The organism is Shewanella sp. 10N.286.52.B9 (assembly GCF_002873635.1).
GTDB lineage: Bacteria > Pseudomonadota > Gammaproteobacteria > Enterobacterales > Shewanellaceae > Shewanella.
Genome location: NZ_MCTY01000201.1, coordinates 1 through 25,642, shown reverse-complemented (window position 1 = coordinate 25,642; position 25,642 = coordinate 1). Strand labels below are relative to the sequence as shown.

Below are 25,642 nucleotides of genomic sequence, written 5' to 3'. Positions count from 1 at the left end.
ATAGAGCATTATATGTACTTTAGTTGCATGCTTGTTATTGTTTGAAGCTAAAATTTTAGCACTCATTGATAACAGCATATTAATACAGTAGGCAACCGGCACCTATCGACCCAATGATTGCCCCTCTAAGCCAAAAATAAAAAGCGCCAGTGATAACTAGCGCTTTTTGGGGGTAACTCCTTTAAATTAGTCTTCGTTCAACTGAACGGTGACGTTAGCAACATCATTTGCCTCGTTACCTTCATTATCTTTAACCACCACCTCAACGAGATCGGCAAGGTTACTGGCATAAGGGGTAACGTCACTGGTGTCATATTTAAACACATTTTCAGCGGCGTCATTTTCAGTGGCAAGCAGATGCACATCGAACTGACATTCATAATAATCGTTAGCTAAAATGATTTGTGTACCATCAGTGCTACAACTGCTGTTACTCACCTCAAATGAGTTCGAATTAATTGCCGTACCGGAATCGGGGACGACCTGATCAAATCACCAAATTAATGTGCCGACAACGGGTGGCAAGGCTTCACCTCAAAGCTTAGCTGTTTTTCAGCAAACCAAGAGGTGCAAATACCTCATAGTGGTGAATCCCATCAATTAGACTCACTATCAGTTTATTCGTCTAACCAGCCGTAATGACACGAGCAAAGACTAAACCGAACAACAAACTGTAGATGCCCTAAAAATTGGCAACACAAAAGATAGCCATGTTTTGTTTATCCCCATTCAGATAAAAACCATCAAAACGATTGAGCTTAAAAGCGCCAAAGTCTGACTTTATGAACTAACTTGATAGATAGTCATATCGAAAAGCAGTGACTATCGCTTTCATCATACGCCAATTGTGGGAGGTAAAAAGTGGGTAGTCATTCAACCTGAACACCTAATGTACTGCGCCTTATAGCAATCATATTGTGCAAGCTATGCTGCTAAAAGCGGCTTGGGGTTCTACATACTAAGGAAGTTAAGCTATGAATAAAAACACCACAAATACTGGTGGCAAATGTCCAGTAATGCACGGTGCTACGACCGACAACAGCATGCCAAATACCAAGTGGTGGCCTAAAGCGCTTAATCTGGATATTTTGCATCAACATGATGCTAAGACCAACCCCATGGGCGATCGCTTCAATTATCAAGAGGAAATTAAAAAACTCGATGTCGCCGAGCTAAAACTAGATATGCATGCACTGATGACAGATAGTCAGCCATGGTGGCCTGCTGACTGGGGGCACTACGGCGGCTTAATGATCCGCATGTCTTGGCATGCGGCGGGCACTTACCGCACTGCTGACGGCCGCGGCGGTGCTGGCACAGGTAATCAGCGCTTTGCCCCGCTTAACTCCTGGCCTGACAACGTCAACCTCGATAAAGCCCGTCGGCTACTGTGGCCAATTAAGAAAAAGTACGGCAACAAGCTCAGTTGGGCAGATTTAATTGCCTACGCAGGCACCATAGCCTATGAATCCATGGGGCTTAAAACCTTCGGTTTCGGCTTTGGCCGTGAAGATATATGGCATCCTGAAAAAGACATTTATTGGGGAGCTGAAAAAGATTGGCTGGCTCCAAGTGGCAGTGAAGGCAGTCGCTACTCAGGTGAGCGTAATCTCGAAAACCCACTAGCGGCAGTGATGATGGGGTTAATTTACGTCAACCCAGAAGGCGTTGATGGTAACCCTGACCCACTAAAAACCGCCCATGATATACGGGTGACCTTTAAACGTATGGCCATGGACGATGAAGAAACAGTGGCCCTTACCGCTGGCGGCCATACCGTGGGTAAAGCCCATGGTAACGGAGACGCAAGTCTACTGGGCCCAGAGCCAGAAGCCGCTGACATTGAACAACAAGGCATGGGCTGGAATAACCAAGCGAACCGCGGTATTGGTCGTGATACGGTTTCCAGTGGTATAGAAGGCGCATGGACGACTCACCCAACCCAGTGGGATAATGGCTACTTTCAACTGTTACTTAACTACGATTGGGAGCTCACAAAAAGCCCAGCAGGTGCTTGGCAGTGGCAGCCCATCAATATTAAAGAACAAGATAAACCTGTTGATGTTGAAGACCCAAGCAAACGTTACAACCCCATGATGACTGATGCTGATATGGCGATGAAAATGGATCCTGAATACCGAAAAATCTCCGAGCGTTTCTATCATAATCCTGATGAGTTTTCTGATGCTTTTGCCAGAGCTTGGTTCAAGCTGACTCACAGAGACATGGGGCCTAAAACCCGTTATGTCGGCCCTGATGTGCCAGATGAGGAGTTGATTTGGCAAGATCCTATTCCCGCAGGAAACCGCCACTACGATATTCAATTGGTAAAAGAGCAAATCAGCGCCAGCGGGTTAAGTGTTAGCGAAATGGTAACAACAGCATGGGACAGCGCCAGAACCTTTAGAGGCTCAGATATGCGCGGCGGAGCCAATGGTGCCCGTATTCGTTTAGCACCACAAAATATGTGGCAAGGCAATGAGCCGACACGCCTGTGTAAGGTATTAACTATACTTGCCCAAATCGCGACAGATACCGGCGCCAGTATCGCCGATGTGATTGTTCTAGCAGGTAATGTCGGGGTTGAACAAGCTGCCAAAGCGGCAGGTTATGAGATGATAGTGCCGTTTTTTCGCGGCCGTGGTGATGCAAGCCAAGCGATGACCGATATTGACTCCTTTGCCGATTTGGAGCCGCTTCATGATGCATTTCGTAACTGGTTAAAGAATGATTATATTGTCAGCGCCGAAGAGTTAATGCTTGATCGCAGTCAACTGATGGGGCTCACTGCCCCTGAAATGACGGTACTTGTGGGCGGTATGCGGGTGCTTGGCACCAACTACGGCAATACATTACATGGGGTATTTACCGATAATGTTGGCGTGCTCAGTAATGACTTTTTTGTCAACCTCACCGACATGAATTATAGCTGGCAACCAAAATCAGATAATCTGTTCGATATTTGTGAACGTCAAACAGGCAAACTCAAGTGGACGGCAACACGGGTAGATTTGATTTTTGGCTCAAACTCACAGCTGCGTGCCTATGCTGAAATGTATGCCCAAGATGACAATAAAAAACGATTCGTTCGCGACTTTATTACAGCGTGGGCAAAGGTGATGAACGCTGATCGTTTTGATTTAATCTAAGTCGTAAACAGGCATGAACGCAATTTAAGTCTAATGCTAACAAAGCGTCGAGATTAAAAAACAAAAAAGCGAATCAATCGATTCGCTTTTTTATGCTTTAAGTTAACAACTCAAGCTAATGCTTTTTGCTCTTAACTCAAGCTACTGATTTAAAGATTAATCAGCTTACTTGTAAAAGGCTTCAATAGTGCCTTTAACTGTCATCATTAACGGTTGACCGCGACGGTCTAACGCTTTGTGAGACGGTACTTTAACCCAACCTTCACTGATGCAATATTCTTCAACGTCAAAACGCTCTTTACCGTTAACGGTAATACCAATGTCGTGATCGAAAATGGCAGCCACATGATGTGGGCTACGTGGGTTAACGGAAAGGCGATCAGGTAAAGCGAGTTTCTCAGTTGAGTCAGTCATGGTCTGCTATCTGTAGTAATAAATATATCCGCTATTGTAGGCAATAGCGCCGTTTTGCTCAAGCGCAGCAGTCATAAATATCAACTAACTAAATAGCATAGACTTTCAAATCAAAAGATTTGTTTAACTATCGATATCGCTTAGGTCAAATCATTCACGTAACTTTCACACTTGTTGCGTAAAACTGTTAGCTGTTTCAAATTTCGCTATTGGTTAATCCTGTAAACTTCGCGCCAACAAAAGCTATGTTGGTAAGAGTAAATTTTACCAGATAATGTGTATAACAAATTTGTTTACTACATTTGTTTACTACAATAATCGCAGGTCACTAACGCTTATAGCGCTAAGTGGATCTCTCACCCAATACCATAAGGTTTTGGGGCTCTACCTGCCGTAGCTATGTAGCCAATGAATACTCATTGGTTAACTGATATTTAAGAGATCAAAGGTTATCTACTATGACGTCTAAACAGACCACCAAGGCTACTGCAGCCTCTGCTCCATTTATCGATCGCTATTTCAACATTTCTGCCCGTGGCAGTACCTTAAAACAAGAACTCATTGCCGGTTTAACAACTTTTTTAGCCATGGTGTACTCGGTTATTGTGGTGCCAAATATGCTTAGCACAGCAGGCTTCGACCCTGAGGCAGTATTTATCTCCACTTGCTTAATTGCCGCTTTTGGTTCTTTACTCATGGGGTTATGGGCTAATTTACCCATGGCCATTGGTTGTGCTATCTCACTCACAGCATTTACGGCATTCAGTATGGTACTGGGTCAGGGGATATCAATTCCGGTGACATTGGGCGCTATTTTTCTTATGGGTCTCATATTTACTTTTGTGAGTGTTACAGGGATCCGTCAGTGGGTACTGACTAATTTACCTAAAGGTATTGCTCACGGTACAGGTATTGGTATTGGTTTGTTCTTACTTTTGATTGCCACCAATAGCGTGCAATTAATCGTCTCTAACAATGCTGGCTTACCGGTAAAATTAGGTGACATCAATAGCCTGCCCGTTATTGCTACCATTATTGGACTTGCGGCCACCATTGGCCTTGAACGACGCGGGATACCAGGCGGTATTTTACTGGTGATCATTGGCTTATCGCTATTTGGGTTATTGTTTGATCCCAACGTGACCTATCAAGGCTTGTTTGCCTTACCTGATTTAATGTCTGATAAATCATTAATTGGTCAGCTCGATATTATGGGCGCATTAAACCCTGTAGTACTACCCATTGTCTTGGCTTTGGTGATGACCGCTATTTTTGATGCCACAGGTACCATACGTGCCGTTGCAGGCCAAGCAGAATTACTTGATGACAAAGGTAATATTATTAGTGGAGGTAAGGCACTTACCTCAGATTCTGTAAGCAGTATTTTTGCAGGCGCAGTCGGTGGCGCCCCCGCTGCAGTGTATATTGAATCAGCTGCAGGTACAGCGGCAGGGGGGAAAACAGGACTAACCGCAACCATCGTTGGTGTATTATTTTTACTGATGATGTTTTTGGCGCCATTAAGCTATTTAGTGCCTGCATATGCCACCGCGCCCGCGCTGATGTATGTTGGCCTGCTGATGTTAAGTAATGTCAGTAAGCTTGATTTTGACGATAAAGTCGATGCTATGGCTGGGCTAACTTGCGCAATCTTTATTATTTTAAGTTGTAATATCGTCACCGGAATTATGCTAGGGTTTGTCACCTTAGTCATTGGCCGAATATGCAGCGGTGAGTGGCGTAAACTTCGAGTGGGCGTTATCGCCATAACCCTTGGTTTAGTTGTTTTCTACATGGGTGGTTGGGCGATTTAATCCCCTTGCTTACGATAGCAAGTACTTACGATAGCAAGGCCAACTATTGACGTTGGCCTTTTTTTCTTTTTGTTAATGTTCAGCCATAAAAAAGCCTATCCACGCAAGGTGGCGGGCAATTCAATAGCCCCCTCTATCACTTCTGCGCATAACATCACTGTATCACCATTAACCACGACAAAAAGTCGACTACGAATGTGAAAAATACCAAGTGTAAACCAAAGTAAAGTTAGTTGATAAAGTCAATCAACTTAGGGTAAATTGCGCTGATTGCAGCAATCTATTTTCATGTCAGTCAATGAATATGAATCGCTAAATGTGAATAATAAAATGTCATCAATGATGGTTAATGGAAACTTGGTAAATGAAAACTTGGAAAGACGATTTAGGTAAAACACTCTACGTCATGGATGCACTACTGTTAATTGGATTTATATTAGTTTGCGCCCCTAAAGCCACGGGGGTTTTACTGCACGAATGGCTAAGTTTATTGTTTATAGTCCCTTTGGTTATTCACTTATTACTGCACTGGGACTGGCTAAAGGCACTACCTAAGAAGTTTGTCAGCCAATTATCTGGTGAAGCCCGTTTTAATGCTGTGTGGGATTTTATTTTCTACCTAGCAATGCTGATGGTTATTTTAAGTGGCTTTTTGGTGTCAGAAGTGATGCTACCTCAGCTAGGGATTCATTTTGACATCCTTCCGGTATGGTCAAAAATACATCACGACCTAGGCAATCTATTGATGCCAATGCTAGGGATCCACTTAGCAATGCACTGGAAATGGATTAAGGGTATGAGTAAAAAGTTTTTCAAAAAACAAACAGCAAAAAAGGCCTAAATTATGAAATACCTTAGCCACAAATGGAAAAGTCGTAGTTTTATTATTCTGTCAATTTCACTACTATTCACCGCTTTATTGTGGACAGTATCCCTGAGTGAGTGGGCGACAACTATCAATATGGTTATTAGTGAGCCCCACTCAGAACCGAATATTTCACCATTACTTATCGGTGTTATTTCACTTGTCAAAGTCACCTTGTTGACACTGATACCGGCTGTGTTGTGTTTTGGAATTATGACTTTTGTCAGTTCAATATCGCGCTTTTTAAAGTTTCGTTCCCACAACATGAAGCTAAAATCCTAAGGATTAATACCTTGCGCTGGTAATTAATTGCCACAGCCGAACTGTAATATCTAAAAGCCACAACTTACTTAAGCCATAGCAAAAGTAAGTTGTGTTGCTTTTCTCTTTATCGAATCGACCATTCAACTGCACCAGCCCTTATAACTTCCTGCGTCTTTGTTTACCAGAGTACCAATAGCTGATCTTGTCATTTATAACCCGAAAAACTAAAAGCTCCCCCATAGCAACCAAAAACGATTTAAGTTATTGTAGTACAAATAGGTATAACTCGATGATAGTCCCTGTAAACGTTAGTAATGCAGTGTGAGCTAAGCGCCTGTCAATAAGCTTATTGGAGCGATTATTCAAGATTGAAATATGGTTATTTAGCCTATTATTCAACGTTAACGCCTTCTATAACTTGATTAAATTTACAACTTATTCTGTTTTTAACTGATTTAACTTAACCGCATTTAAGGTCTAGCCGTGCCCTCTCAGTCCTATGTAAAAAAGAACCTTTCCCTTGCTTGGCCATTAGCATTAAATGGACTGCTGATGCAGTCCATGTTGATGATAGATACCTTATTAGTATCGCCTTTAGGCGAAATCCCCTTAGCGGCTATGGGCATAGCCACTGCTATTGTTGCTGCTATTTTGGGTATTCAAATGGCATTGGCTAATGGTACCCAATTGGTGTTGAGTCGCGCCGTTGGCTCTGGCAATAATCAAACACTATCAAAAGCATTCTGGTCTGGGATGATGATTAACTGCTCGGTGGGCTTGCTTTTTTGGATATTGCTAACCCTGTTTGATCGCCCTTTAATTGGCCTGCTGACAGACAATGTGTTGTTACAACAAGAAATTGCCAGTTACTTAGTGATTTCAAAATACATCATACTTTACACTGCACTAACCCAGATGATGATTGCCCTGTTTAATGGCTTGGGTCGCACTAAAATTCCCTTTAAAGGGTATCTCATTGAGTTGCCCATTAACGCCGTCTTGTCCTATTTACTTATTCATGGTTATCAGTTTAGCGATACGATCGCAATTGAAGCTATGGGCGTTCAAGGCGCCGCACTAGGTAGCATTATTGCCATAAGCGTGCGGCTTATGTATCTGGGATCATATATGAAATTCAGCCCTGTAATCGAAATCACGCTGCCAGATAAAAACACCTCAATGAGCCGCAATATTCGGCTGCATTTTATTGAGATATTCCCGATTGCAGCCAACGTCACTATGCTGATGATAGGGGTGACTGTGTATCAGTTGCTGTACTCACAGCTAGACATTAATGCCTATGTCGCCATCACCTTGGTGATGCCTTGGATTAAAGCGGGAACCCAATTTATTGCGGCTTGGTCGCACTCATCAGCCATTACCATTAGCCAAGCGATTGGTTCTAATAAGATGGATGATTTGAGTAAAAACGTTGATACCAGTATCGATATTGCGGTGGTTATTTCAGTGATTTGCGCAATGCTCTTTGGTGTTATGAGCATTTTTATTGCCGATATTTACCCACATTTAGATGCAGCAACCTATCAAGCGTTAGCTGTCATTGCGCCGCTATATATCTTTTTGCCCATCGTGCGTGGTTACAACACGGTTCATGGCAATATATTACGAGCAGTGGGTAAAACTACCTCAGTATTCAAAATTAACTTTACTGGCCAATGGGTGATTTCAATCCCCTTATGTGCACTGATCATTTTAGTCTTTGATGGGTCAATTTTTTGGGCCTTTGCTATTCAGCCATTTGAAGAAGTCGTTAAAGCCCTGCCGTTTAGGCAACTCGCCAGAAAGTCGCTAAAAGAGTTCGATCATAAAAAAGCCCAAGCATTGATGTATGACTAAAACCTTTGTCTACAAAGTGCTGCTATTGTCAGTGACAAGTAGAGAATTGATACACTCAACAGGTTTAGATTTTTTCAGGCGCTATTGAGCTAGGCAGATTTATTGCCTTTACCAGCTAATCCACCATTTTATGATCTCGGCCAAATTACCAAATGCTAATACTTGCTAGTATCGCGGCAAATTTCACTGAGTAATAAATATGCAATTAGATTTAAATGGTATGACGCCAAAACAGTTTCTTGAACAGTATTGGCAAAAGAAACCACTAGTGATCCGACAAGGCTTTAAACACTTTGAAGACCTGCTTTCACCAGAAGAAATGGCAGGCCTTGCTTGCGAAAACGTGGTTGAATCTCGCCGTGTGTTTAAAGCAAACGATGAATGGCAAGCTGAGTTTGGCCCATTTGAATCCTATGAAGAGCTCGGTGAAACTGACTGGACCTTAATTGTCCAAGCCCTTAATAACTGGGTGCCAGAAGCTGAAGAACTGCTCAAATGTTTTGATTTTATCCCTCGCTGGCGCTTAGATGACGTCATGGTCAGTTATGCGACACCGGGTGGCGGAGTTGGTCCTCATATCGATCTCTATGACGTATTTATCTGCCAAGGTTCTGGCCGACGTCGTTGGAGAGTTGGCGATCTTGGGCCGCACAAAGAGTTTGCAGCTCATCCGGCATTACTGCACACCGAAGCATTCGACCCGATCATTGATGTTGAATTACTCCCTGGCGATATCTTGTATCTGCCACCAGGCTACCCTCATGATGGGGTAACCCTTGAGCCATCAATGAGCTTTTCTGTGGGTTACCGCACTGCATCGGCAAAAGATATGATCAGTTCAATGGCCGATCACATTATCGACAAAGATTTGTGCAATGAGCAAATTGCCGATCCTGACCGCGCCTTAAGCGAACACTCAGGTATTGTGAACAGCAGCGATCTTGAGCGAATTAAACAGCAACTTTTTGCCACCCTTGATGACAAGCTAGTCAGTGAATTTAGCGGTCGCTACCTGACTCAGTCTAAGTGCGAACTTGATTTACCAGAAGAGAGTTTAGGGTTTCAAAGTTTAGATGTGACTGAGCAGCTTAAGCTGCAACCTTTAGTAAAGCTTGGCGGCCTGCGCACGCTGTACTTTGAAACCAGCGTTGCTGATGGCGTGCTGTATATCAATGGCGAGCAACTGCAATTATCAGCAGATAAAGAAGCCTTAATCGCACTGCTATGTGATACCCAAGAGCTTAGTGCACAAGACCTAAGTCCATGGTTAAACGATAACGATGTGCTTGAGCAATTAACCGCTTGGGTTAATGCTGGTTACTGGTATTTTGACGAAATCGACTAAAACTAGTAGATCGATTAAAGCGCCTTAACTCAGTTTAGCTGCGCTAAAATCGGTTACACGAGTTTGTAACTAGTCTATAAAAAATGGTTCAGTGACATCGGTCACTGAACCATTTTTTTACTGTTAGATTTGCAATAATTAATGCTTAGCCAAATCCAGTAACATGCTAATCGGTATTTAAGTTAATGGCGGTGGCGTTTTTGACCGTACGTAATGACACGGATGTATGAAACTTGCGAATGTTAAAATCACAACGCAATGTGCTATCAATAAAGGTTTCATAGGCTTGTATGTCGGTAACACAGACAATAAGCATGAAATCGTAACTGCCCGAGATTTGATAGCACTGAGTGACTTCAGGCGCTTTCATGACTGTTTGTCGAAATAATCGATAGATATCATCCCGGTCGCGATCCATTTCAATCGACACAATCAAAGTCAACTTATTGCCTGATAACTCAGGGTTAATCAAAGAAACATCACCAATAATGATCCCTGCCTCTCGTAAGCGTTTTATCCGCTTCAAACACGCTGGCGGCGACAGTCCCACTTCTGCAGCGAGATCGATATTCTGAATCTTATTATTCGATTGTAACTGCATCAAAATGCGCCGATCGATCCTGCTGGCTCATGGCTTACCCATAGAAGCGAGCATTGCAAAAAAGCCGGGGGTTCCCTATGGGCAACATTAGTGATCCGTATCGGTGGAAGTTTTGCCCTTGCTTGGCTATAACACCAGTTTTATCGCTATAGCGAATAGGGCCAAGAGGCTGCGGTCATTGTATGGCAACAGGAAGGTAAACAAGGTATTGGCTATCTAGCATGGTTTGTGGAGCAGCTAGAAAATCTAGCGATGACTTTTGTGGTTATCGCTGCACTCATGTTTGTGCTTAAAATATTAAAACTAACAGGTTTTGAACGCCTATTAACCATGCTTCTGAAGCCATTATTCAAATTAATCGGCATCGGCTATTTACCTCAACAATACCTGTTCATTCAATATCCTAACGCAGATAAAATCGGTAAGTTCTGTCAATTTTTTGTTAAAGATGTCCCCGTTACAGTACGAGGTTTAATCGAAGGCCATGAAGCCTCTGTGATTGCTTTTCAAGCAACCATAAAACAAACCCTCAGCACACCGGTAAAAATGTTAGTGCTGAACTTTCCTGACATTATGGTCATTCATAACCTACGTTCTGCGAAAAGAGTATTAACTGAGTAACCTTGCAAGGTTACATTTAAAGACCAACAACTTGAGGCCACCATGACTGATGTGTCGCTGTCAGACTGTCATATCAACATTATCAACGGCGGCTTAGATACATTAGCAGCATCCTCAACAATTACCGTCACAATAAATGATGACGATAATGAAGACAAAGAGGCTTGTTTAAGTGTGACTTGTAAAATTTGTAACCTAAAACCCTTTGTCAGAGGTGTTGAGTTTGGTGGGGAATTTGAAGCAGACCAAGCTTCAATCATTGAATCGATTATTCACATGGCCTTATTGTCAGAAAGATAGCTTTATAAAGGCTGACTTAACATAAATGCGCCCGCACAAAGAAAACATCTCAAGAACAACCAAGAAACAACATTGCTACATGCGCGCAAATTTCGAGCAAACAAACCATTAGTCACATTAAAACAACTATTAACCTCACAGAACAACACAACAATCACTCATAATAACAACCTTCAGGCCGATATAGCTAACAATTACAATTAGGGACAACCTAAGCCACAACACGCTGTCAGTTTGCCAGGGTGTAGGAGTCAATATTCATGAGCTTTCTATCAACATTATCCATTCGCAATAAATTAATCACTGCCATGTTAATTGCGGTAATAACATCAACCAGCATCGTGGCCTACGTCGGACAAAGCAGTGCTAAAAATGTCCTATCAACAAGGTTAGAGCAATCTGATATGCCAAACCTGGTGCAGCGTATTCGTAATGCTATTGATGGTGAAATCAACCAAATGAAGATAATGACCGAATCAATTGCGTCAAATAGCATGATAAAAATGTGGATCGATCAAGGACAAAGTGCTGAGGGTGAGCAATACCTCATCCAGTTTTTAGCACAAACTGCACGTGATAATGGCTTCAGTAAAGTCTCATTTACTGACAACAACAACCATAAACACTGGAATCAAGATGGTTTTTTACGCGAGCTAAAGCCAGATCATGATACTTGGTTTTTTAACTTCCGAGACAGTAATAAAACCGAATCAACTAGCATCTATAAAGACAGCAAGGGTTTCACTGATATCTATATCAACGCCCAACAACCTAATGGTTTTGGGGTTGCTGGAGTGTCTAAATCATTTGATGAAATGGTTGATTACCTCAACAGCTTCAAAATAGAACAATCTGGTTTTGTGTATCTCGTCGATGGTAACGGCGTCATCAAGGTGCACCCCAGCATCGATTACAAGGCTAAACAAACCATTAGTGACTTATATCCGTCAGTTAATACCCATAAGCTGATAAATAAAAGTGACTATGCCTCCGTTATGGTGGATCAACAATTGATCGCATCGAGTTACATTGCCAGTTTAGACTGGTACATTGTTGCACAAGTCCCTTTAGAAGAGCTTTATGCTGGCTTAGATACGTCGCGCAATAACATTATCATCACCTTTGTCGTGATAGCCGCATTATTTACACTGATCAGTGTTTATTTAGGGAACAGCTTAGTGCGCCCGATAAATCAGCTGGCCGATACATTTAAAGAATTGGGTGAAGGCGAAGGCGACTTAACCCAACGACTTAATGAAAATGGCAACGAAGAAATGCGCCGACTAGCACAAGGCTTCAATGCTTTCATTAGTAAATTAAACAATGTTATTCAAGAGCTTGCTACCACTACTTTTGATGTTAATAGTGCATCTCAACAAGTCTATACAGATGCGCAGCACTCTAAAAAGCTCACTGATGTTCAGCGTGATGGCGCTCATCAAGTGTCGGTAGCCATTAACGAAATGGGCAGTACTATCGCAGAAATTGCCAATAATGCTTCAGTGGCCGCCCAAGCAACTACTGAAGCAACGCAAAAAGCACAACGCGCACAAACGGTAGTACAAGAGTCAAATTCAACTATTAATGACATGGCCAGCAATATGGAAGGTGTGTCGATGAGTATTGTGACTTTAGCCGAAAAAAGTAATGCCATTTCAAGCGTATTAGATGTGATCAGGGCTATTTCAGAACAAACTAACTTACTGGCCCTTAACGCAGCCATTGAGGCTGCTCGCGCAGGTGAGCAAGGTCGAGGCTTTGCGGTGGTTGCCGATGAAGTGCGTAACCTTGCTAAGCGCACTAGTGATTCTACCGATGAAATTCACCTTATGATTACTGAATTACAAAATGGCGCGAATGCTGCGGTATCATCGGTTCAAGAAGGTCGTGAGCAAGCTAAACTAGGTGTTCAAGCGTCACAAAGAACCTATCAAGCTCTTGAAGACATCGCCGAAAATGTAATGCAAATTTCAGAGCTAAATATTCAAATTGCCGCTGCCACAGAAGAGCAGTCTGCGGTGATCAATGAGATCAACCAGCATGTGGTAAATATTAGTGACAGCAGTGACAGTAGCGCTCAAGCCTCGACCAGTATCGAAAGCTCTAGCGAAGCATTAAAGTCAATGGCCAATGATTTAGATGGTTTGGTTAAACGCTTTAAACTTTAATCAGCAAAGATGATGGCGAGTAGTAGCAGGATGATTTAAACCCTTTCACAGATAATCCTCCTCAATTTGACATTTTAAAAAGCCAAACGATTAAAAAGTTTGGCTTTTTTGTGTCAACAATATATAAGCTGTACTTAAATCAATTAAGTTAAAAACCCGCAATCGTAGCTTTTCGCTGTTTATTTACAATGCAAAAATTACCGCGCTTAGTGCGGCATTTTGAGCAGGTTTCACATAGGGCTTGTGCTCTATCACCATTGTGCCAACGCTTCACTAAATCAGGCTCTGACAATAATGGTCTTGATAGGGCAAAGTATTGAATATTGGTATTCGCGGCAATGGTTTCTATGGCATCAATGTCCGTTAGCCCGCCTACAGTAATAACTGGTATATTCACTTCACGACTTATCACATCGCCATATTGATGAAAATAACCCTGTGGCTGAATGGTATGCCCCTCAAACGACTCACCAATCATGTCATTAGCTTTACCATGAATATTGCCAGAAATGATAATGGCATCAACACCAATGGCTGCAAGCTTTTTACAAATAACACGGGTTTCAGCAAAGGTTAAGCCACCTTCAAAAAAATCACAGGCGGTTAATTTCACCAGTATCGGGTAATCATCACCCACCAGCTTTCTGGTTTCCGTATAGATTTCAACTAAAAAGCGCAGACGGTTTTCTAGGCTGCCACCATATTGATCATCTCTTTGATTGTAATAAGGGCTTAAAAACTGATTGATTAAATAGCTGTGGGCCCCATGAATTTCAACCCCATCAAAACCTGATTGTTTTGCCCGTAAACTTGCTTTGGCAAATGCCTGCACTATGTAATCTATCTCGGCAATGGTCATGGCTTTACCTAAGGTTTTTGTGCCACGCTCGCAAACCTCACTAGGGGCAAAAATCACTCTTTCGCCCACGTTGTAAGTAGTTTTGGTGCCACCATAGGCCAGCTGCATGGCTATTTTGGCGCCATTACGGTGAACTAAATCCGTTAGCTGTTTATATTCCTCGATAAAGGAGTCATCGTACATACCCATCATGCCCGCATTGGGTTTTTCTTCTGCGACGATATTGGCATAACCTGTGATGATCAGGCCGACTTCACCTTGAGCAAGCTCTTTGTATATGGCGTATAGCTTATCGGTCATATGGCCATCTTCAGTTGCCATATTTTCCCAAGTCGCACTGCGGATAAAGCGGTTCTTTAACTGCATGCTGCCAATGTGGGTTTCTGTATACAAAGTGCTCAAGTTACATCCTCTAAAAAGCGTCATCGATTAATCGGCGGCATTATAAAGGGCGTTGTTCAACAATCAAACAACTACAAGTCAGAAGTGAGACCTAGCTATATAGTCCAAAAGAGGTAATTAACTAGGGCGATTGAATAAGAATATCCGCTAAGGGGGCGGCTGGTGTACTACATGAGATTGATCTAAAGCTCTTTTTACGAAAAGCGTTATGAATGATGGCGCTTTGCCGTATTATTCAACATAGCAAACTAAATAGTCAATTAAGCCAAAGCAGCTATCTTTGCGAGCAAAACAGCTAAAAATAAGTATCGCGGTAAAGTGTTAACTATTTAAAAAGGCTAGGCAGTTAACTGCCTAGCCTCAAAACCTTTAGCTAGCATCAAAAGACAAAGTTCACCGTCAAGCTTAATAACTCAACATCGGTACTTTCACCCCAAATAATTGGTGGTGCGGCAAATTGCGCTCGGTTTATTGGATTATCCCCTAAAATGGACTGGTACTCAGCATTAAGTGAAATCGATGAAGTCACATCATAGCGAAGCCCTATAGTCACCCCTTGACTCTCTCTAAGCTCACGACTCTCGGCATAAACCACATAGGGAGTAAAATCATCGATTGCATAACCAACACTGGCGTACCAATTACTTTGCAGCTCATCATGTTCAAATTCAGCCATAAACTGCCAAGCATCTAAACTGTATTCTGCCCCCAAAGTAAATACACTTAACTCATCAGCAGTAGGGGCTGGGCGTAAAGTATATTTAGACCGTAAAAATCCAGTATGGATACGATAATTAAACCCTACTAAATCGACATATATTCCGGTGGTATAGTCAGAATCAAATTGCATCAATATCGGCCCTAAATTCACCTCAGTTAAGCGGCCGAAACCATAATAAGGTGAAACGGTAAGTGATATTTCATCAGATAATTCATATTGCCAAGCCAGCGAAACACCATCGTATGAGGTGGTACCTAAAATCGAGTCGTAAATCTCACCCGGCGGCCTTGCCCACGCATAGGCTTGGCCAACAAAATAAAACTCAGAGACTAAAAACAAGGGTAAGCGCAATCGGCCAGCCCTTACTTTAAAGTCACTAAATTCATAACTTAGGTAGGCCCATTCTAACTCAGGTTCGCTCCATTTATCTTGGGTGCGCTTAACCACTTGAGCTGATGCATCAAAGCCCTCAAACACATCTAAATCAAGTTGTATTCCAAATAAAGTATCACAGTCATAACAGGTTTCATCTGTTATTTCCCGGTTAATAAATAATGGCGCTTTATTGTCTGATTTACTGATAGATGTTGAACCAAAACCACTGATGGAAAAGTTATCAGTCAGCTCTATCGCAGCTTGTGCATTGGTTGCCATGCCAAGGGTTAATAGTAAAATTATGTATTTTCGGTTTAATAACATGGCTACTCTCCTTGTGGCACTGTGATTAAGATATTAACTTCTTCAGGCACCGACTCTATCGGAGCATATGCTATACCATTAGGATTGTCGTTCAGCCATTTGAGGATCTTCTTTATATCATCACTGTCTAACTCTTCTGGTGGCGAGCCTTTGCCGGAGAAAGCCAACCCGGCCCAATAACCATTCATTTGTGAGACCGATTTACCCAGCAACATGCTATAAAACTCTTCGCGGTGCATGGAGGTTTCAGGTAGATCAACTAAGACAATTTTAAAGCTACCTCCGACTTTTTTAGACTTACCTCGATATAACATTCTCGCCTTACTTTTACTTAAAGGCGGCATGTCATCATTAAGGCTAAAAATAGCGAATTCGACCTCAGAGCTTTTGCTGGTATCAGCCTCTAAAGCCCAAGTTGATGGGGATAAAATTAATGCAGTAAGAAAGATAAGCCGCCTTGTGCACAATCGACTTAAAAAAAAATGCTTCAGGCTCAATAAAAAGGCTTTGTGGTTTAATCCATTAATCATATAAAAACCTTCATTCCTAGATAGTTTTTGTACTATGCTAAACATAGTCAGAAGTTTTACTAATCTAAACTTAGCCAAGAACCCTACGATATACAACTTTATAGTTAACTTTTTTATGGCTAATTTTTACTCAAGGAGCTGAGATGAATTTATTGAATCGTATTTCAATAAAAGCAAGGATGTTGGCACTAGTCTTGTTACCATTGGTTTTTGCAGGTTTTTTATCAGCGTTAGAAATCCAAAAACAAATTGATAATGTGCAAGCTTTAAACAGCCTTAACAACAAAGTGACCTTTTTAGAGTTATTTTCCCAGCTTAATCGGCAAATTACTCAAGCGCAAGACGCGCTCAGCGGCCAAGATGAGCCCTTTGTATTATCCAAATTCACATCTATTACGGAGCAACTGTCTGCGTTATTACCCACAAGCTTTAGCGCTCAACACAGTGAAGATATTCAAGCATGGTTTAACAGCACTGAAGAAGCCTTAGCTGAATCGCCAGCCCTTACCAAAGAGGATTTATTTGATTGGTCAATTTGGATGAACGAATTGCAAAACCAAGGGTTGATGACGCTAGAAAAAGATAAGCTTGATGTACCTGAAAAAATTAACCAGAACTTGACGATTTTATTTCAATTGCAATGGCTATCACTGTGGTCTGCAGAAGAAAAATGGCTAATGGATCAACTGATAACGAATCGAGGCGACGAAGATCTGCTGAGTCAATTGAATATGAGCGCTGAAAGACAACAACTGTATGTCGATCGCTTTATTAATATTAGCGCCAAGCCTGAGCAAGTAGACCTGTTATTAACTACCTTTTCAGATCAAGCATTCCAACAAAGTTATCAGCTGCGCAGCCAATTTCTGCAAGGGAATGAAATTGTTGATAATACAGATGCTAACTTGGAGGTGTTTAATCAGCGTTTGAACTTAATTCAATATGTTGTCACTACCATTTCAGAGCAATTATCCACCAATATTCACTCTGAAATAGCAAAGTCTAAACAGCTTATTATTATGTTCTGCGTTGCATTGCTAATATCGCTCGTTACTATTGGCACCATTGGCGCAAACCTTTACCGCCGCATTCTAAAGTATCTGCATCATGTGATTAAAACCATGTCAAAAATTGAAAAAACACATGATTACTCAAATAAGATAAACGAAAGTGGTAAAGATGAATTAAGCTACTTCTCTAAAAAGCTCAATAACCTAATTCATGAACGCTTTTTAAATGATGCCAAAATCTTGCAAGCAAAATCAGATGCAGAAAGAGCTAACCAAGCCAAAAGTTCTTTTTTGGCCAATATGTCCCATGAGATTAGAACACCGTTAAATGGCATTATTGGCATGTCGGAGATAATGTCAGGCACAAGGTTAACTCCTTTGCAAAATGAGTACCTGCAAACCATAGAAACATCCTCACATACCTTATTACTATTGATTAACGATATTCTGGATCTTTCTAAAATTGAGTCGGGTAACCTGTCTATTGCTTACAACGACACCAATATTACCGAGGTCATCTATGACACCCTCACTATGGTGTTAGCTAAAGTCGTTGAAAAGCAACTGGACCTTAAAATTGAAATCCCTGAACATATGCCTCACCTAGTATCACTTGACGAACATAGAATGCGCCAAGTATTAATGAACCTTCTGTCAAATGCAGTTAAATTTACCAATAACGGCTTTATTAAAGTCGCTGTGAGCTGCGATTACGACGAAGCTAACTATGCCAATATGAAAATTAAAATATACGATAGCGGTATTGGTATTAAAGAAGAAAATAAACAACAAATCTTTTCACCTTTTATCCAAGAGGATGGCACCATCACTCGTGAATTTGGTGGTACAGGGCTTGGGCTGGCAATTTGTAAACAGCTAGTGGGGTTAATGGGCGGCGATATAAAAGTTAGCTCAGAAAAAGGTAAAGGCAGTTGTTTCAGCGTTGAACTTAAAGCCCGCATCATTACCAAAGAGCAGCCTAAAAGAGACGAGTTTAAACACCTGACTACGGCAATTATTTCCAGTAATAATGATATTATTGATGCTATTGATGCTGCCTGTAGTAAACATGAATTTAGCATAAATTACCGTTACCCATCACCGTTTGACTTGTTACAGGATAAGCAAAAGTTTGATCTGTTATTTATTGATAATGCCTCAATGAACCGAGAGGCTTTAAAAGCATTACCCGAATTACTCATGCTGCAAGATAGCTTTTCCATTGCCATTAATAGCCCCTCAGAGCAGCGAACATTAGATAACATCGACGCCTCTATCACCTTGCCTCTGCTTGGCAGGCGCTTTAGTGATGCCATTCGTAATGGCATCGAAAGTCGTACTCTGCGCAATAAAGTTTCCCCAGCTGAAACAGACGCAGCCAATGATGGTATTGATAAACAAGAAAAGCCACGCACCATTCACGGCATGATTTTGATTGTTGAAGATAACCTCGTTAATCAAAAGGTCGCCTCAGTGCTAGTCAAGCAAGCGGGCTATAACTTCGTAATTGCTAATAATGGGCTTGAGGCGTTTGATTTTATTAGTGATGGCAAAATATTTGATGCAATCTTAATGGATTGTATGATGCCCATTATGGATGGTTTTACTGCCACCCAAAAAATCAGAGAGTGGGAGCAAATAAACCCATCTGTGCAACGGCTGCCAATCATTGCACTTACCGCCAGTGTACTGGATCAAGATATTGAGAAATGTTATGAATCAGGAATGGATGATTATTTGGCAAAACCATTTGAAAAGCATGTTCTTATCGAGAAAATAAAACAGGTCACCAAGCTTGCAGGTTAGCTGTAAGAGTATTTGCAGTAATTGAATTTAGGCTAACACCAATAAGCTGATTGTATAAATGCCTGATTGTATAAATGCCTGTTTTGCTGACTGTATAAATATCTGATTATATAATTGGCTGATTACCTGATTGTATGAATGCCTGATTTGCTGATTATCTTGAGATGCAACCAAACATCGAAAAATCACTAATCGCTATCAATTACCTTCATATTAAGCGTTTCTGCTGCAATAATTTTTGTTTTTCCTTTTGTTTTTTATCTCGTGATAAATGTTTTGAACTTTTTAGGCCGACACATTTATCACGCTTAAAGCGTCGCCAGCAGGGCATTTCATTACTGGCAACGCTATATTTTGCGATTAAAATCGCCACTGAATTATAACCTGAGCTATACCTTAACCTTAGCAGCACCAAAGCTATTTTCAAACTCTTGATCTAGACTGGCATTATCAACTTTATTGCCCTTTAAGCGCTCAACCACAAGGTAATTTACCGGAACCAAAATCAAGGTGATAAAGGTGGCAAAGATAATCCCAAAGCCCAATGATATCGCCATTGGAATTAAGAACTGCGCTTGGGTCGACTTCTCTAATAATAGCGGCATTAGGCCGATAAACGTGGTTAAACTGGTGAGCATAACCGGTCTAAAACGTTTTGCACCTGCGGTTAATACCGCCTCCGCTAATGGCATTCCATCTGCACGTTTTTTATTAATAAAGTCCACCAGCACTAAAGAGTCATTGACCACAACGCCCACTAGCGCCAACATCCCCAATATACTGAAAATGGTCAGTGGCGAGCCCATTAACCAATGACCTAGTACTGCGCCAATTAAGCCAAAGGGGATCACGCTCATCACAATTAATGGCTGAATGTAAGACTTAAACGGAATTGCGAGTAGGCTATAAATCATAAACAACACAAACACTAAGCCCCATTGCAACGACCCAAAGCTGTCTCGCTGTTCACGAGCTTCGCCTTCAAGTGAGTGCCTTACTCCAGGGTATTGCTGCACTAAACCATCAAGGTACACCTTAAGATCTGCTTGTAGCACAGTCATATTGGTATTGTCTTTATCCACGTCGGCAGTGACATTTAACACCCGATAACGATCGATGCGTTGAATACTTGATGGGCTCTTACCTGAGGTCATTTTAGCCACATGACCAAGCGGCACTTGCGCGCCCTGACTGGTGGTAATCAGGACCTTTTTAAGGTCATCTAATGACTGACGTTCATCTAGCGGCAAGCGCAGCATTACTCGCACATCATCACGGCCACGCTGGATGCGCTGCACTTCTGAGCCAAAATAAAAGCTTCTTATTTGACTTGATACTTCCTGTCGAGTGAGCCCTAGCGCTTTACCTTGCTCGGTTAACTCAATTAGCAGCTCTTCTTTACCGTTAGATAAACTGTCGGCAATATCAAATACTGTCGGGTAAGTTTTTAAATGCTGTTTAACCTGATCGGCAATCTCACGTAAGGTATCAAGGGAGTTTGCACTGAGCTGCACATCAATAGGATCAGAGCTTCGGCCAATTTCAGCGCGGTAAGTCACTGACTCAGCCCCAGGAATTTCACCAACACTTTTACGCCATTCAGTTAATAGTTGCCTAGAGGTAATATCTGATTCACGCTTCTCTGCTGGGGTTATTTCAAAACGAACCCCACCTGCATTTGAGCTACCGCCGCGACCACCCGTTGTGGCCAAAATATTGATGATCACGCTTTCACCGGTTTCTTCATCACGATACTTTTCTTGCAGCGCCTCCGCTTTTGCAGCAATGCTAATGATATGGCCATTGGTCACTTCAAATGGGGTACCCGCTGGCATGGTCAAGTTAAGCCTGACGGTTTCACTGGGAATGCGCGGGAAGAAGGTAAACTTAGTCCACCCCGTGGCCAACAGTGCCGCTATCACTAACAACACACTGAGAAATAAGCTCAAGGTGGCGGTTTTATGCTTTAGCGCTATGCGTAAAAATGGTTGATAGAACTGAATGATTGCTCGTTCAAATCCATCAGCAAACTTTTGCTGAAAAATCTCAAACTTATTATAATTTTCCTTCTCGCTGCGCATCTTAATATATTTAAGGTGAGCGGGTAGCACAAACTTAGATTCGATTAACGAAAACAATAATACTGGGATCACCACTATCGCAATTTGACCAAATATCGCCCCGCGAGTGCCTTCGATAAACAACATAGGTAAGAAAGCGGTCACTGTGGTTAAGATGCCAAAGGTCACTGGCGCGGCCACTTCTTGGGTACCAAGAATCGCCGCTTGCTCGCCATTAGGCGCAGTCTTAAGGTGGGTGTAAATATTCTCGCCAGTGACAATGGCGTCATCGACCACAATCCCCAATACCAAGATAAAACCAAACAGGCTGATGACGTTTAACGACACATCAAAAAATGGCATCACAATGAATGCGCCCATAAACGAAACTGGAATACCAATAAATACCCATATGGCAATTGATGGACGTAAAAACAATGTCAGTAATAGCAACACAAGTATGCCGCCCTGCAGCGCACTGCCTGTTAGGGTAGCAATACGGTTTTTAACGATTTCAGAATCGTCATCCCAATAGCTAAGGCCATAGCCTTCAGGCAAGGTTGCCTGACGAGAATCAATGTAGTCTTTCACTTTATCAGCCACATCAATCGCGCTTTGCTGACCAATACGATACACATCGATAAATGCTGCTTGTTGACCATTAAAGCGAGTTCTTACAGGGGTTTCTTCAAAGCCATCAACCACATTTGCAATATCGCCTAAACGAATAATGGTGCCGTCAGCGGCAGATTTAATGGCAATATTGGCAAACTCATCTTTGTAATAAGCTTGGCCTTTAGAGCGCAGTAAAATGTCGCCACCCTGAGTTTTTAAATTACCCGCAGAGATATCAGTACTAGAGGCATTAATCGCCCGTGATACTTCACTCAGAGTTAAGTTGTACTGGCGTAATTTGTTTTGCGATAAGGCTAATGACACTTCATAGTTACGCACCCCGCTTAAATCTAGTTGGGTGACACCCTCTAGGCGCAACAATTCATCGCGCACCACTTCAGCAAACTCGATGGTTTCTTTTTCGCTATATTTGCCGGTTACCGTTACTGCGATGACTTCACGCTTACGCTGGGCAAGGGCAATGACAGGTTTTTCGGCATCAACCGGAAAGGTGTTAATGGCATCGACGCGGCTTTTAATGTCCGCTAGCATTTCTCGGGGGTCGTAACCACTGTCAACTTCAATGGTGACCTGCGATGATGCCTCTGAAGAGCTAGAAGTGATTTTTTCTATACCTTCAAGGTCTTGCACCGCCTCTTCAATACGAATTGTTACCCCCTTTTCAACATCTTCAGGGGTCGCGCCACGAAGCGATACTCGAACAGAGATCCTTTCAGACTCAACTGTCGGAAACACTTCAAGTGGGATCTGCGTTGACAGTGAACCTAAACCTAATACCAGCAGCAACAACATTAATAAATTGGCCGCTACGTGATTTTTAGCAAACCAAGCAATCATGGCTGTGACTCCTCTTTACTAGCAGGTTTGGTTTTACGCTCGCCATCAGGCTTACTGCGAGACTTGCCATCGGCTCTGCCCTCACCTCTTGGGCCTCGCTGTGGTTTAACTTTATTCGTTGCGCCAACAACAGTGACAGGGGTGCCTGAACTCACTTGTCCTAGGGAGGTAATAACCAGTTCATCGCCACTTTTCAAACCTGTTCTAACTACCGAATCTTGGCTGTTTTGCCATCTAATGGTCACTTCTCTGCGTAATAACTTGCCATCATTAACCACATACACATAGCTACCTTGATAGATTGCTTTAGTCGGGATTACGATCGCTTGGCTCAGCTTTTTACCGGCAATATTGGCTGTCAGGTATTGACCAATTTTCAGTGGCATTTGCTGATTAGCTTGATAATCAAATGGATCATCAATTTGCGCCACCACATACAACTGCTGCGAGTTACTATCGATTGCACCTTCGGTGCGAATCAACTGCCCTTCCCATTTTTGCAGGCCTATTAAGTCAGACTCAAAACTCACTTTAGCCACCACAGACTTACCTTGCTCAGGTAGTTCTACCAGTGCTAAATCACTGTTATTGATTGGTAAACGTATTTCCACATAATCGGTGGCGTAAATCGTTGCCAGCTGACTATTGGTCGAAACCACCCGGCCTACATCAACATGTTTTTCTAAAATTCGCCCAGAAAAGGGGGCAACAACTTGGGTACGTTCCAAGGCCAAGTTGGCTTGTTCAAGTTTCGCTTGGTTAGATAGCATTGCCGCTCGCGCTGCAGCTAATTGCGGCTCACGCAACACCAGCGATGTCGGCTCGCGGCCATTACTCAGGCGCTGCCAATCTGCTAAGGCTTGATTAGTACGTGCTTGTTCTTCTAATAATTGTTGCCTAGCCAACATTAACCCAGCTTCAGCAATTTTAACTTCAGCTTGATAATCTCTATCATCAAGCTCAACTAACACTTCGCCAGTTTCAAAAAAACCACCTTCACGAAAGTTGGGGCTAATAGATAGAATTTGACCTGAAGCCTGCGTCACTAACGAGCTTTGGGTGCGCGGTTTTACCACCCCAAAACTGCTCACCTGAATTTGATAATCTTGTGGCTTAAGCACCTGAGTTTCAACCGACATGGCAGCTACAGCCATCGGTTTGCCACGCTTAGTGGTAGGTGGGTTTGAGGTAATCACCATAATAGTGGCAACCGCAACCGCAACAATGCTTACTGGGATCAGGTATTTCTTATTCATCATATTTTTCTTCTTCTGTCACACTGGCATCTAAATCGCCACCTAAAGCAAGGTGTAATCCGATACGGTTGGCAATGATTTGGTTTTTTAAGCTGATAACCGAACTTTGGGCCACAAAGGCACGATTTTGGGCATCCAGTACTGTGGTATAGCTGACAAGGCCGATTTGGTATTGCTCAAATGATAGGGTTTCAGCTTGGAGGGCATTGTCTTGCGCTTGTAAAGTTGAGCGATATTGCTGCTGCAAACTGGCATCAAGATCAAGGTTGTTTTCAACTAGCTCAAAGGCACTAAACAAAGTATTTAAATACTGCTGCTCTTGCTGCTTTAATTTCAGCTTTTGCTGCTCGGTTTGTGACTTTAAGCGACCGGCGTTAAAAATCGGTGCGGTAATACCGGCAAATACTGACCATGAACTGTAATCACCACTTAATAAGTTAGCAATATCATTACTGGCGGTGCCAATATCAGCCCCTAAACGTAAGGCTGGATAACGCTGCTTTTGAGTAAAGGCCACGACGGCATCTTGAGCGAGCAACTGATACCAAACGGCTTGCAGTTGTGGTTTACGTTTAACGAGCTCGCTGGGGACGCCAATTTTAATCCCTTGTGGCAATAGCGGCAGTGTTTCATCTATCAGTAATTTACCTGCTGGATAGCCGCCTAATAAGCGCTCTAAGGTTCTAATATCTTTATTGCGCTGACTGCGCTGTGCCAACAGGTTTGAGTTTTCACTGTGAAACTCATTTTGAGTTAAATACACATCCAGCGCGGTGTTTAACCCTTGCAGGTAACCCGACTCAATGATGTCAAAATTAAGTTTGGCATTTTCGGTGCGACGCTCAAATAGCTTAACGAGCTCTGTTGAGGTCACTACCTTGTAGTAGGCAATCACCACATCAGCAACCAGTGCATCCCTTGCTTGCTGATAATTGGCCTCAGCAGTGAGTAAATTCAGTTTTGAGGCTTTAGCGCTATCGGATAACTTGCCCCAAATATCTAGCTCATAGCTAACATCAAGACTAAGACTATTGGAGCTAGACGTTGCATCACTATTTCCCCCTCTAGCACTATTAGCCGATAAGCTTAACTCTGGCCAAAAGCTGGCATCACTGACATTAAGCTGCTGCTTGTTAACCTCGACTTCAAGAGCTAACTGAATTAACTGCTGGTTGGTGTTCAGGCCAATACTGATAAGTTCTAATAACTGATCGGTAGCGATTGGTGTTACCCAACTTTGATTGTCTTTTAATGATTTGGCGTCGGTATGCCACGACGCAGGCAGCTCAGGTTTAACCAAAGACTCGTCAAGATAGGATGAACTGCTGCAGGCAGATAAAATGAATAGCGAAGTTGCAACCGCCACTAGCGTATAGCGTGTTTTCATTAACTGGAAATCCATTTTCGTTTATTATTATTTAATATGAT

At 42.3% G+C, this 25,642-nt stretch carries 18 protein-coding genes; 9 read left to right on the top strand and 9 right to left on the bottom strand.

Annotated elements, in window-relative coordinates:
- Positions 1-186: 186 nt before the first annotated feature.
- Positions 187-438, bottom strand: coding sequence for a hypothetical protein (locus BCU91_RS15985; RefSeq protein ID WP_102440429.1), 252 nt, complete (start codon positions 436-438; stop codon positions 187-189).
- 536 nt (positions 439-974) lie between these two features.
- Between BCU91_RS15985 and katG the strand changes: the two genes are divergently transcribed.
- Positions 975-3,149 carry a catalase/peroxidase HPI gene (katG, locus tag BCU91_RS15980; protein WP_102476679.1) on the top strand — a complete coding sequence of 725 codons (2,175 nt, stop codon included), beginning with the start codon at positions 975-977 and terminating at the stop codon, positions 3,147-3,149.
- Positions 3,150-3,314: 165 nt separating this feature from the next.
- Here katG and BCU91_RS15975 read toward each other — a convergent pair whose 3' ends face one another.
- On the bottom strand, positions 3,315-3,563 hold the full coding sequence (locus tag BCU91_RS15975) for a DUF3297 family protein (protein WP_076539562.1): 249 nt from the start codon (positions 3,561-3,563) through the stop codon (positions 3,315-3,317).
- Positions 3,564-4,021: 458 nt separating this feature from the next.
- On the opposite strand from BCU91_RS15975, the gene BCU91_RS15970 reads away from it, so the two are divergent.
- From BCU91_RS15970 to BCU91_RS15950, 4 genes are all read left to right on the top strand, one after another.
- Positions 4,022-5,377: an NCS2 family permease gene (locus BCU91_RS15970; RefSeq protein WP_102531892.1), complete on the top strand. Its 1,356-nt coding sequence runs from the start codon at positions 4,022-4,024 to the stop codon at positions 5,375-5,377.
- Between the two features lie 364 nt (positions 5,378-5,741).
- Positions 5,742-6,218 carry a cytochrome b/b6 domain-containing protein gene (locus BCU91_RS15965; protein ID WP_198590484.1) on the top strand — a complete coding sequence of 159 codons (477 nt, stop codon included), beginning with the start codon at positions 5,742-5,744 and terminating at the stop codon, positions 6,216-6,218.
- Positions 6,219-6,989: 771 nt separating this feature from the next.
- Positions 6,990-8,363: an MATE family efflux transporter gene (locus BCU91_RS15955; RefSeq protein ID WP_102531891.1), complete on the top strand. Its 1,374-nt coding sequence runs from the start codon at positions 6,990-6,992 to the stop codon at positions 8,361-8,363.
- Positions 8,364-8,562: 199 nt separating this feature from the next.
- Positions 8,563-9,708 (top strand): cupin domain-containing protein, encoded by a 1,146-nt coding sequence (locus BCU91_RS15950; protein ID WP_102531890.1) that lies wholly within the window; start codon positions 8,563-8,565, stop codon positions 9,706-9,708.
- Between the two features lie 166 nt (positions 9,709-9,874).
- On the opposite strand, the gene BCU91_RS15945 is transcribed toward BCU91_RS15950, so the two are convergent.
- Positions 9,875-10,327, bottom strand: a complete 453-nt coding sequence (locus BCU91_RS15945) for an Lrp/AsnC family transcriptional regulator (RefSeq protein WP_277869347.1) — start codon at positions 10,325-10,327, stop codon at positions 9,875-9,877.
- A gap of 210 nt (positions 10,328-10,537) precedes the next feature.
- Between BCU91_RS15945 and BCU91_RS15940 the strand changes: the two genes are divergently transcribed.
- The 3 genes from BCU91_RS15940 (at position 10,538) to BCU91_RS15930 (ending at position 13,398) form a co-directional block, all read left to right on the top strand.
- On the top strand, positions 10,538-10,930 hold the full coding sequence (locus BCU91_RS15940; RefSeq protein WP_102531888.1) for a flagellar brake domain-containing protein: 393 nt from the start codon (positions 10,538-10,540) through the stop codon (positions 10,928-10,930).
- A gap of 42 nt (positions 10,931-10,972) precedes the next feature.
- Positions 10,973-11,230, top strand: a complete 258-nt coding sequence (locus tag BCU91_RS15935) for a hypothetical protein (protein WP_102531887.1) — start codon at positions 10,973-10,975, stop codon at positions 11,228-11,230.
- Between the two features lie 260 nt (positions 11,231-11,490).
- The gene (locus tag BCU91_RS15930; protein ID WP_102531886.1) at positions 11,491-13,398 is read left to right on the top strand and encodes a methyl-accepting chemotaxis protein; all 1,908 of its coding nucleotides are present in this window, start codon (positions 11,491-11,493) and stop codon (positions 13,396-13,398) included.
- 148 nt (positions 13,399-13,546) lie between these two features.
- Here BCU91_RS15930 and BCU91_RS15925 read toward each other — a convergent pair whose 3' ends face one another.
- The 3 genes from BCU91_RS15925 to BCU91_RS15915 form a co-directional block, all read right to left on the bottom strand.
- The gene (locus BCU91_RS15925) at positions 13,547-14,659 is read right to left on the bottom strand and encodes an NADH:flavin oxidoreductase (RefSeq protein ID WP_102531885.1); all 1,113 of its coding nucleotides are present in this window, start codon (positions 14,657-14,659) and stop codon (positions 13,547-13,549) included.
- 379 nt (positions 14,660-15,038) lie between these two features.
- Positions 15,039-16,079, bottom strand: a complete 1,041-nt coding sequence (locus tag BCU91_RS15920; protein WP_102476671.1) for a porin — start codon at positions 16,077-16,079, stop codon at positions 15,039-15,041.
- Positions 16,080-16,081: 2 nt separating this feature from the next.
- Complete coding sequence (locus BCU91_RS15915) at positions 16,082-16,609, bottom strand: hypothetical protein (protein WP_102435666.1); 528 nt, start codon at positions 16,607-16,609, stop codon at positions 16,082-16,084.
- Positions 16,610-16,752: 143 nt separating this feature from the next.
- Here BCU91_RS15915 and BCU91_RS15910 point away from each other — a divergent pair, with 143 nt between their 5' ends.
- Positions 16,753-19,425: an ATP-binding protein gene (locus BCU91_RS15910; protein ID WP_102531884.1), complete on the top strand. Its 2,673-nt coding sequence runs from the start codon at positions 16,753-16,755 to the stop codon at positions 19,423-19,425.
- Between the two features lie 389 nt (positions 19,426-19,814).
- On the opposite strand, the gene BCU91_RS15905 is transcribed toward BCU91_RS15910, so the two are convergent.
- From BCU91_RS15905 to BCU91_RS15895, 3 genes are read right to left on the bottom strand one after another with little or no spacing between them, the layout of a single operon-like run.
- Positions 19,815-22,958, bottom strand: coding sequence for an efflux RND transporter permease subunit (locus BCU91_RS15905; RefSeq protein ID WP_102531883.1), 3,144 nt, complete (start codon positions 22,956-22,958; stop codon positions 19,815-19,817).
- A complete protein-coding gene (locus tag BCU91_RS15900; protein ID WP_102435672.1) occupies positions 22,955-24,217 on the bottom strand; it encodes an efflux RND transporter periplasmic adaptor subunit in 1,263 nt (420 codons plus the stop codon). Before BCU91_RS15900 ends, BCU91_RS15905 begins: the two co-directional genes overlap by 4 nt.
- Entirely contained in the window at positions 24,207-25,601 is a 1,395-nt protein-coding gene (locus tag BCU91_RS15895) for a TolC family protein (RefSeq protein ID WP_241904101.1), read from the bottom strand. The genes BCU91_RS15900 and BCU91_RS15895 overlap by 11 nt, the downstream gene beginning before the upstream one ends.
- Positions 25,602-25,642 lie beyond the last annotated feature (41 nt).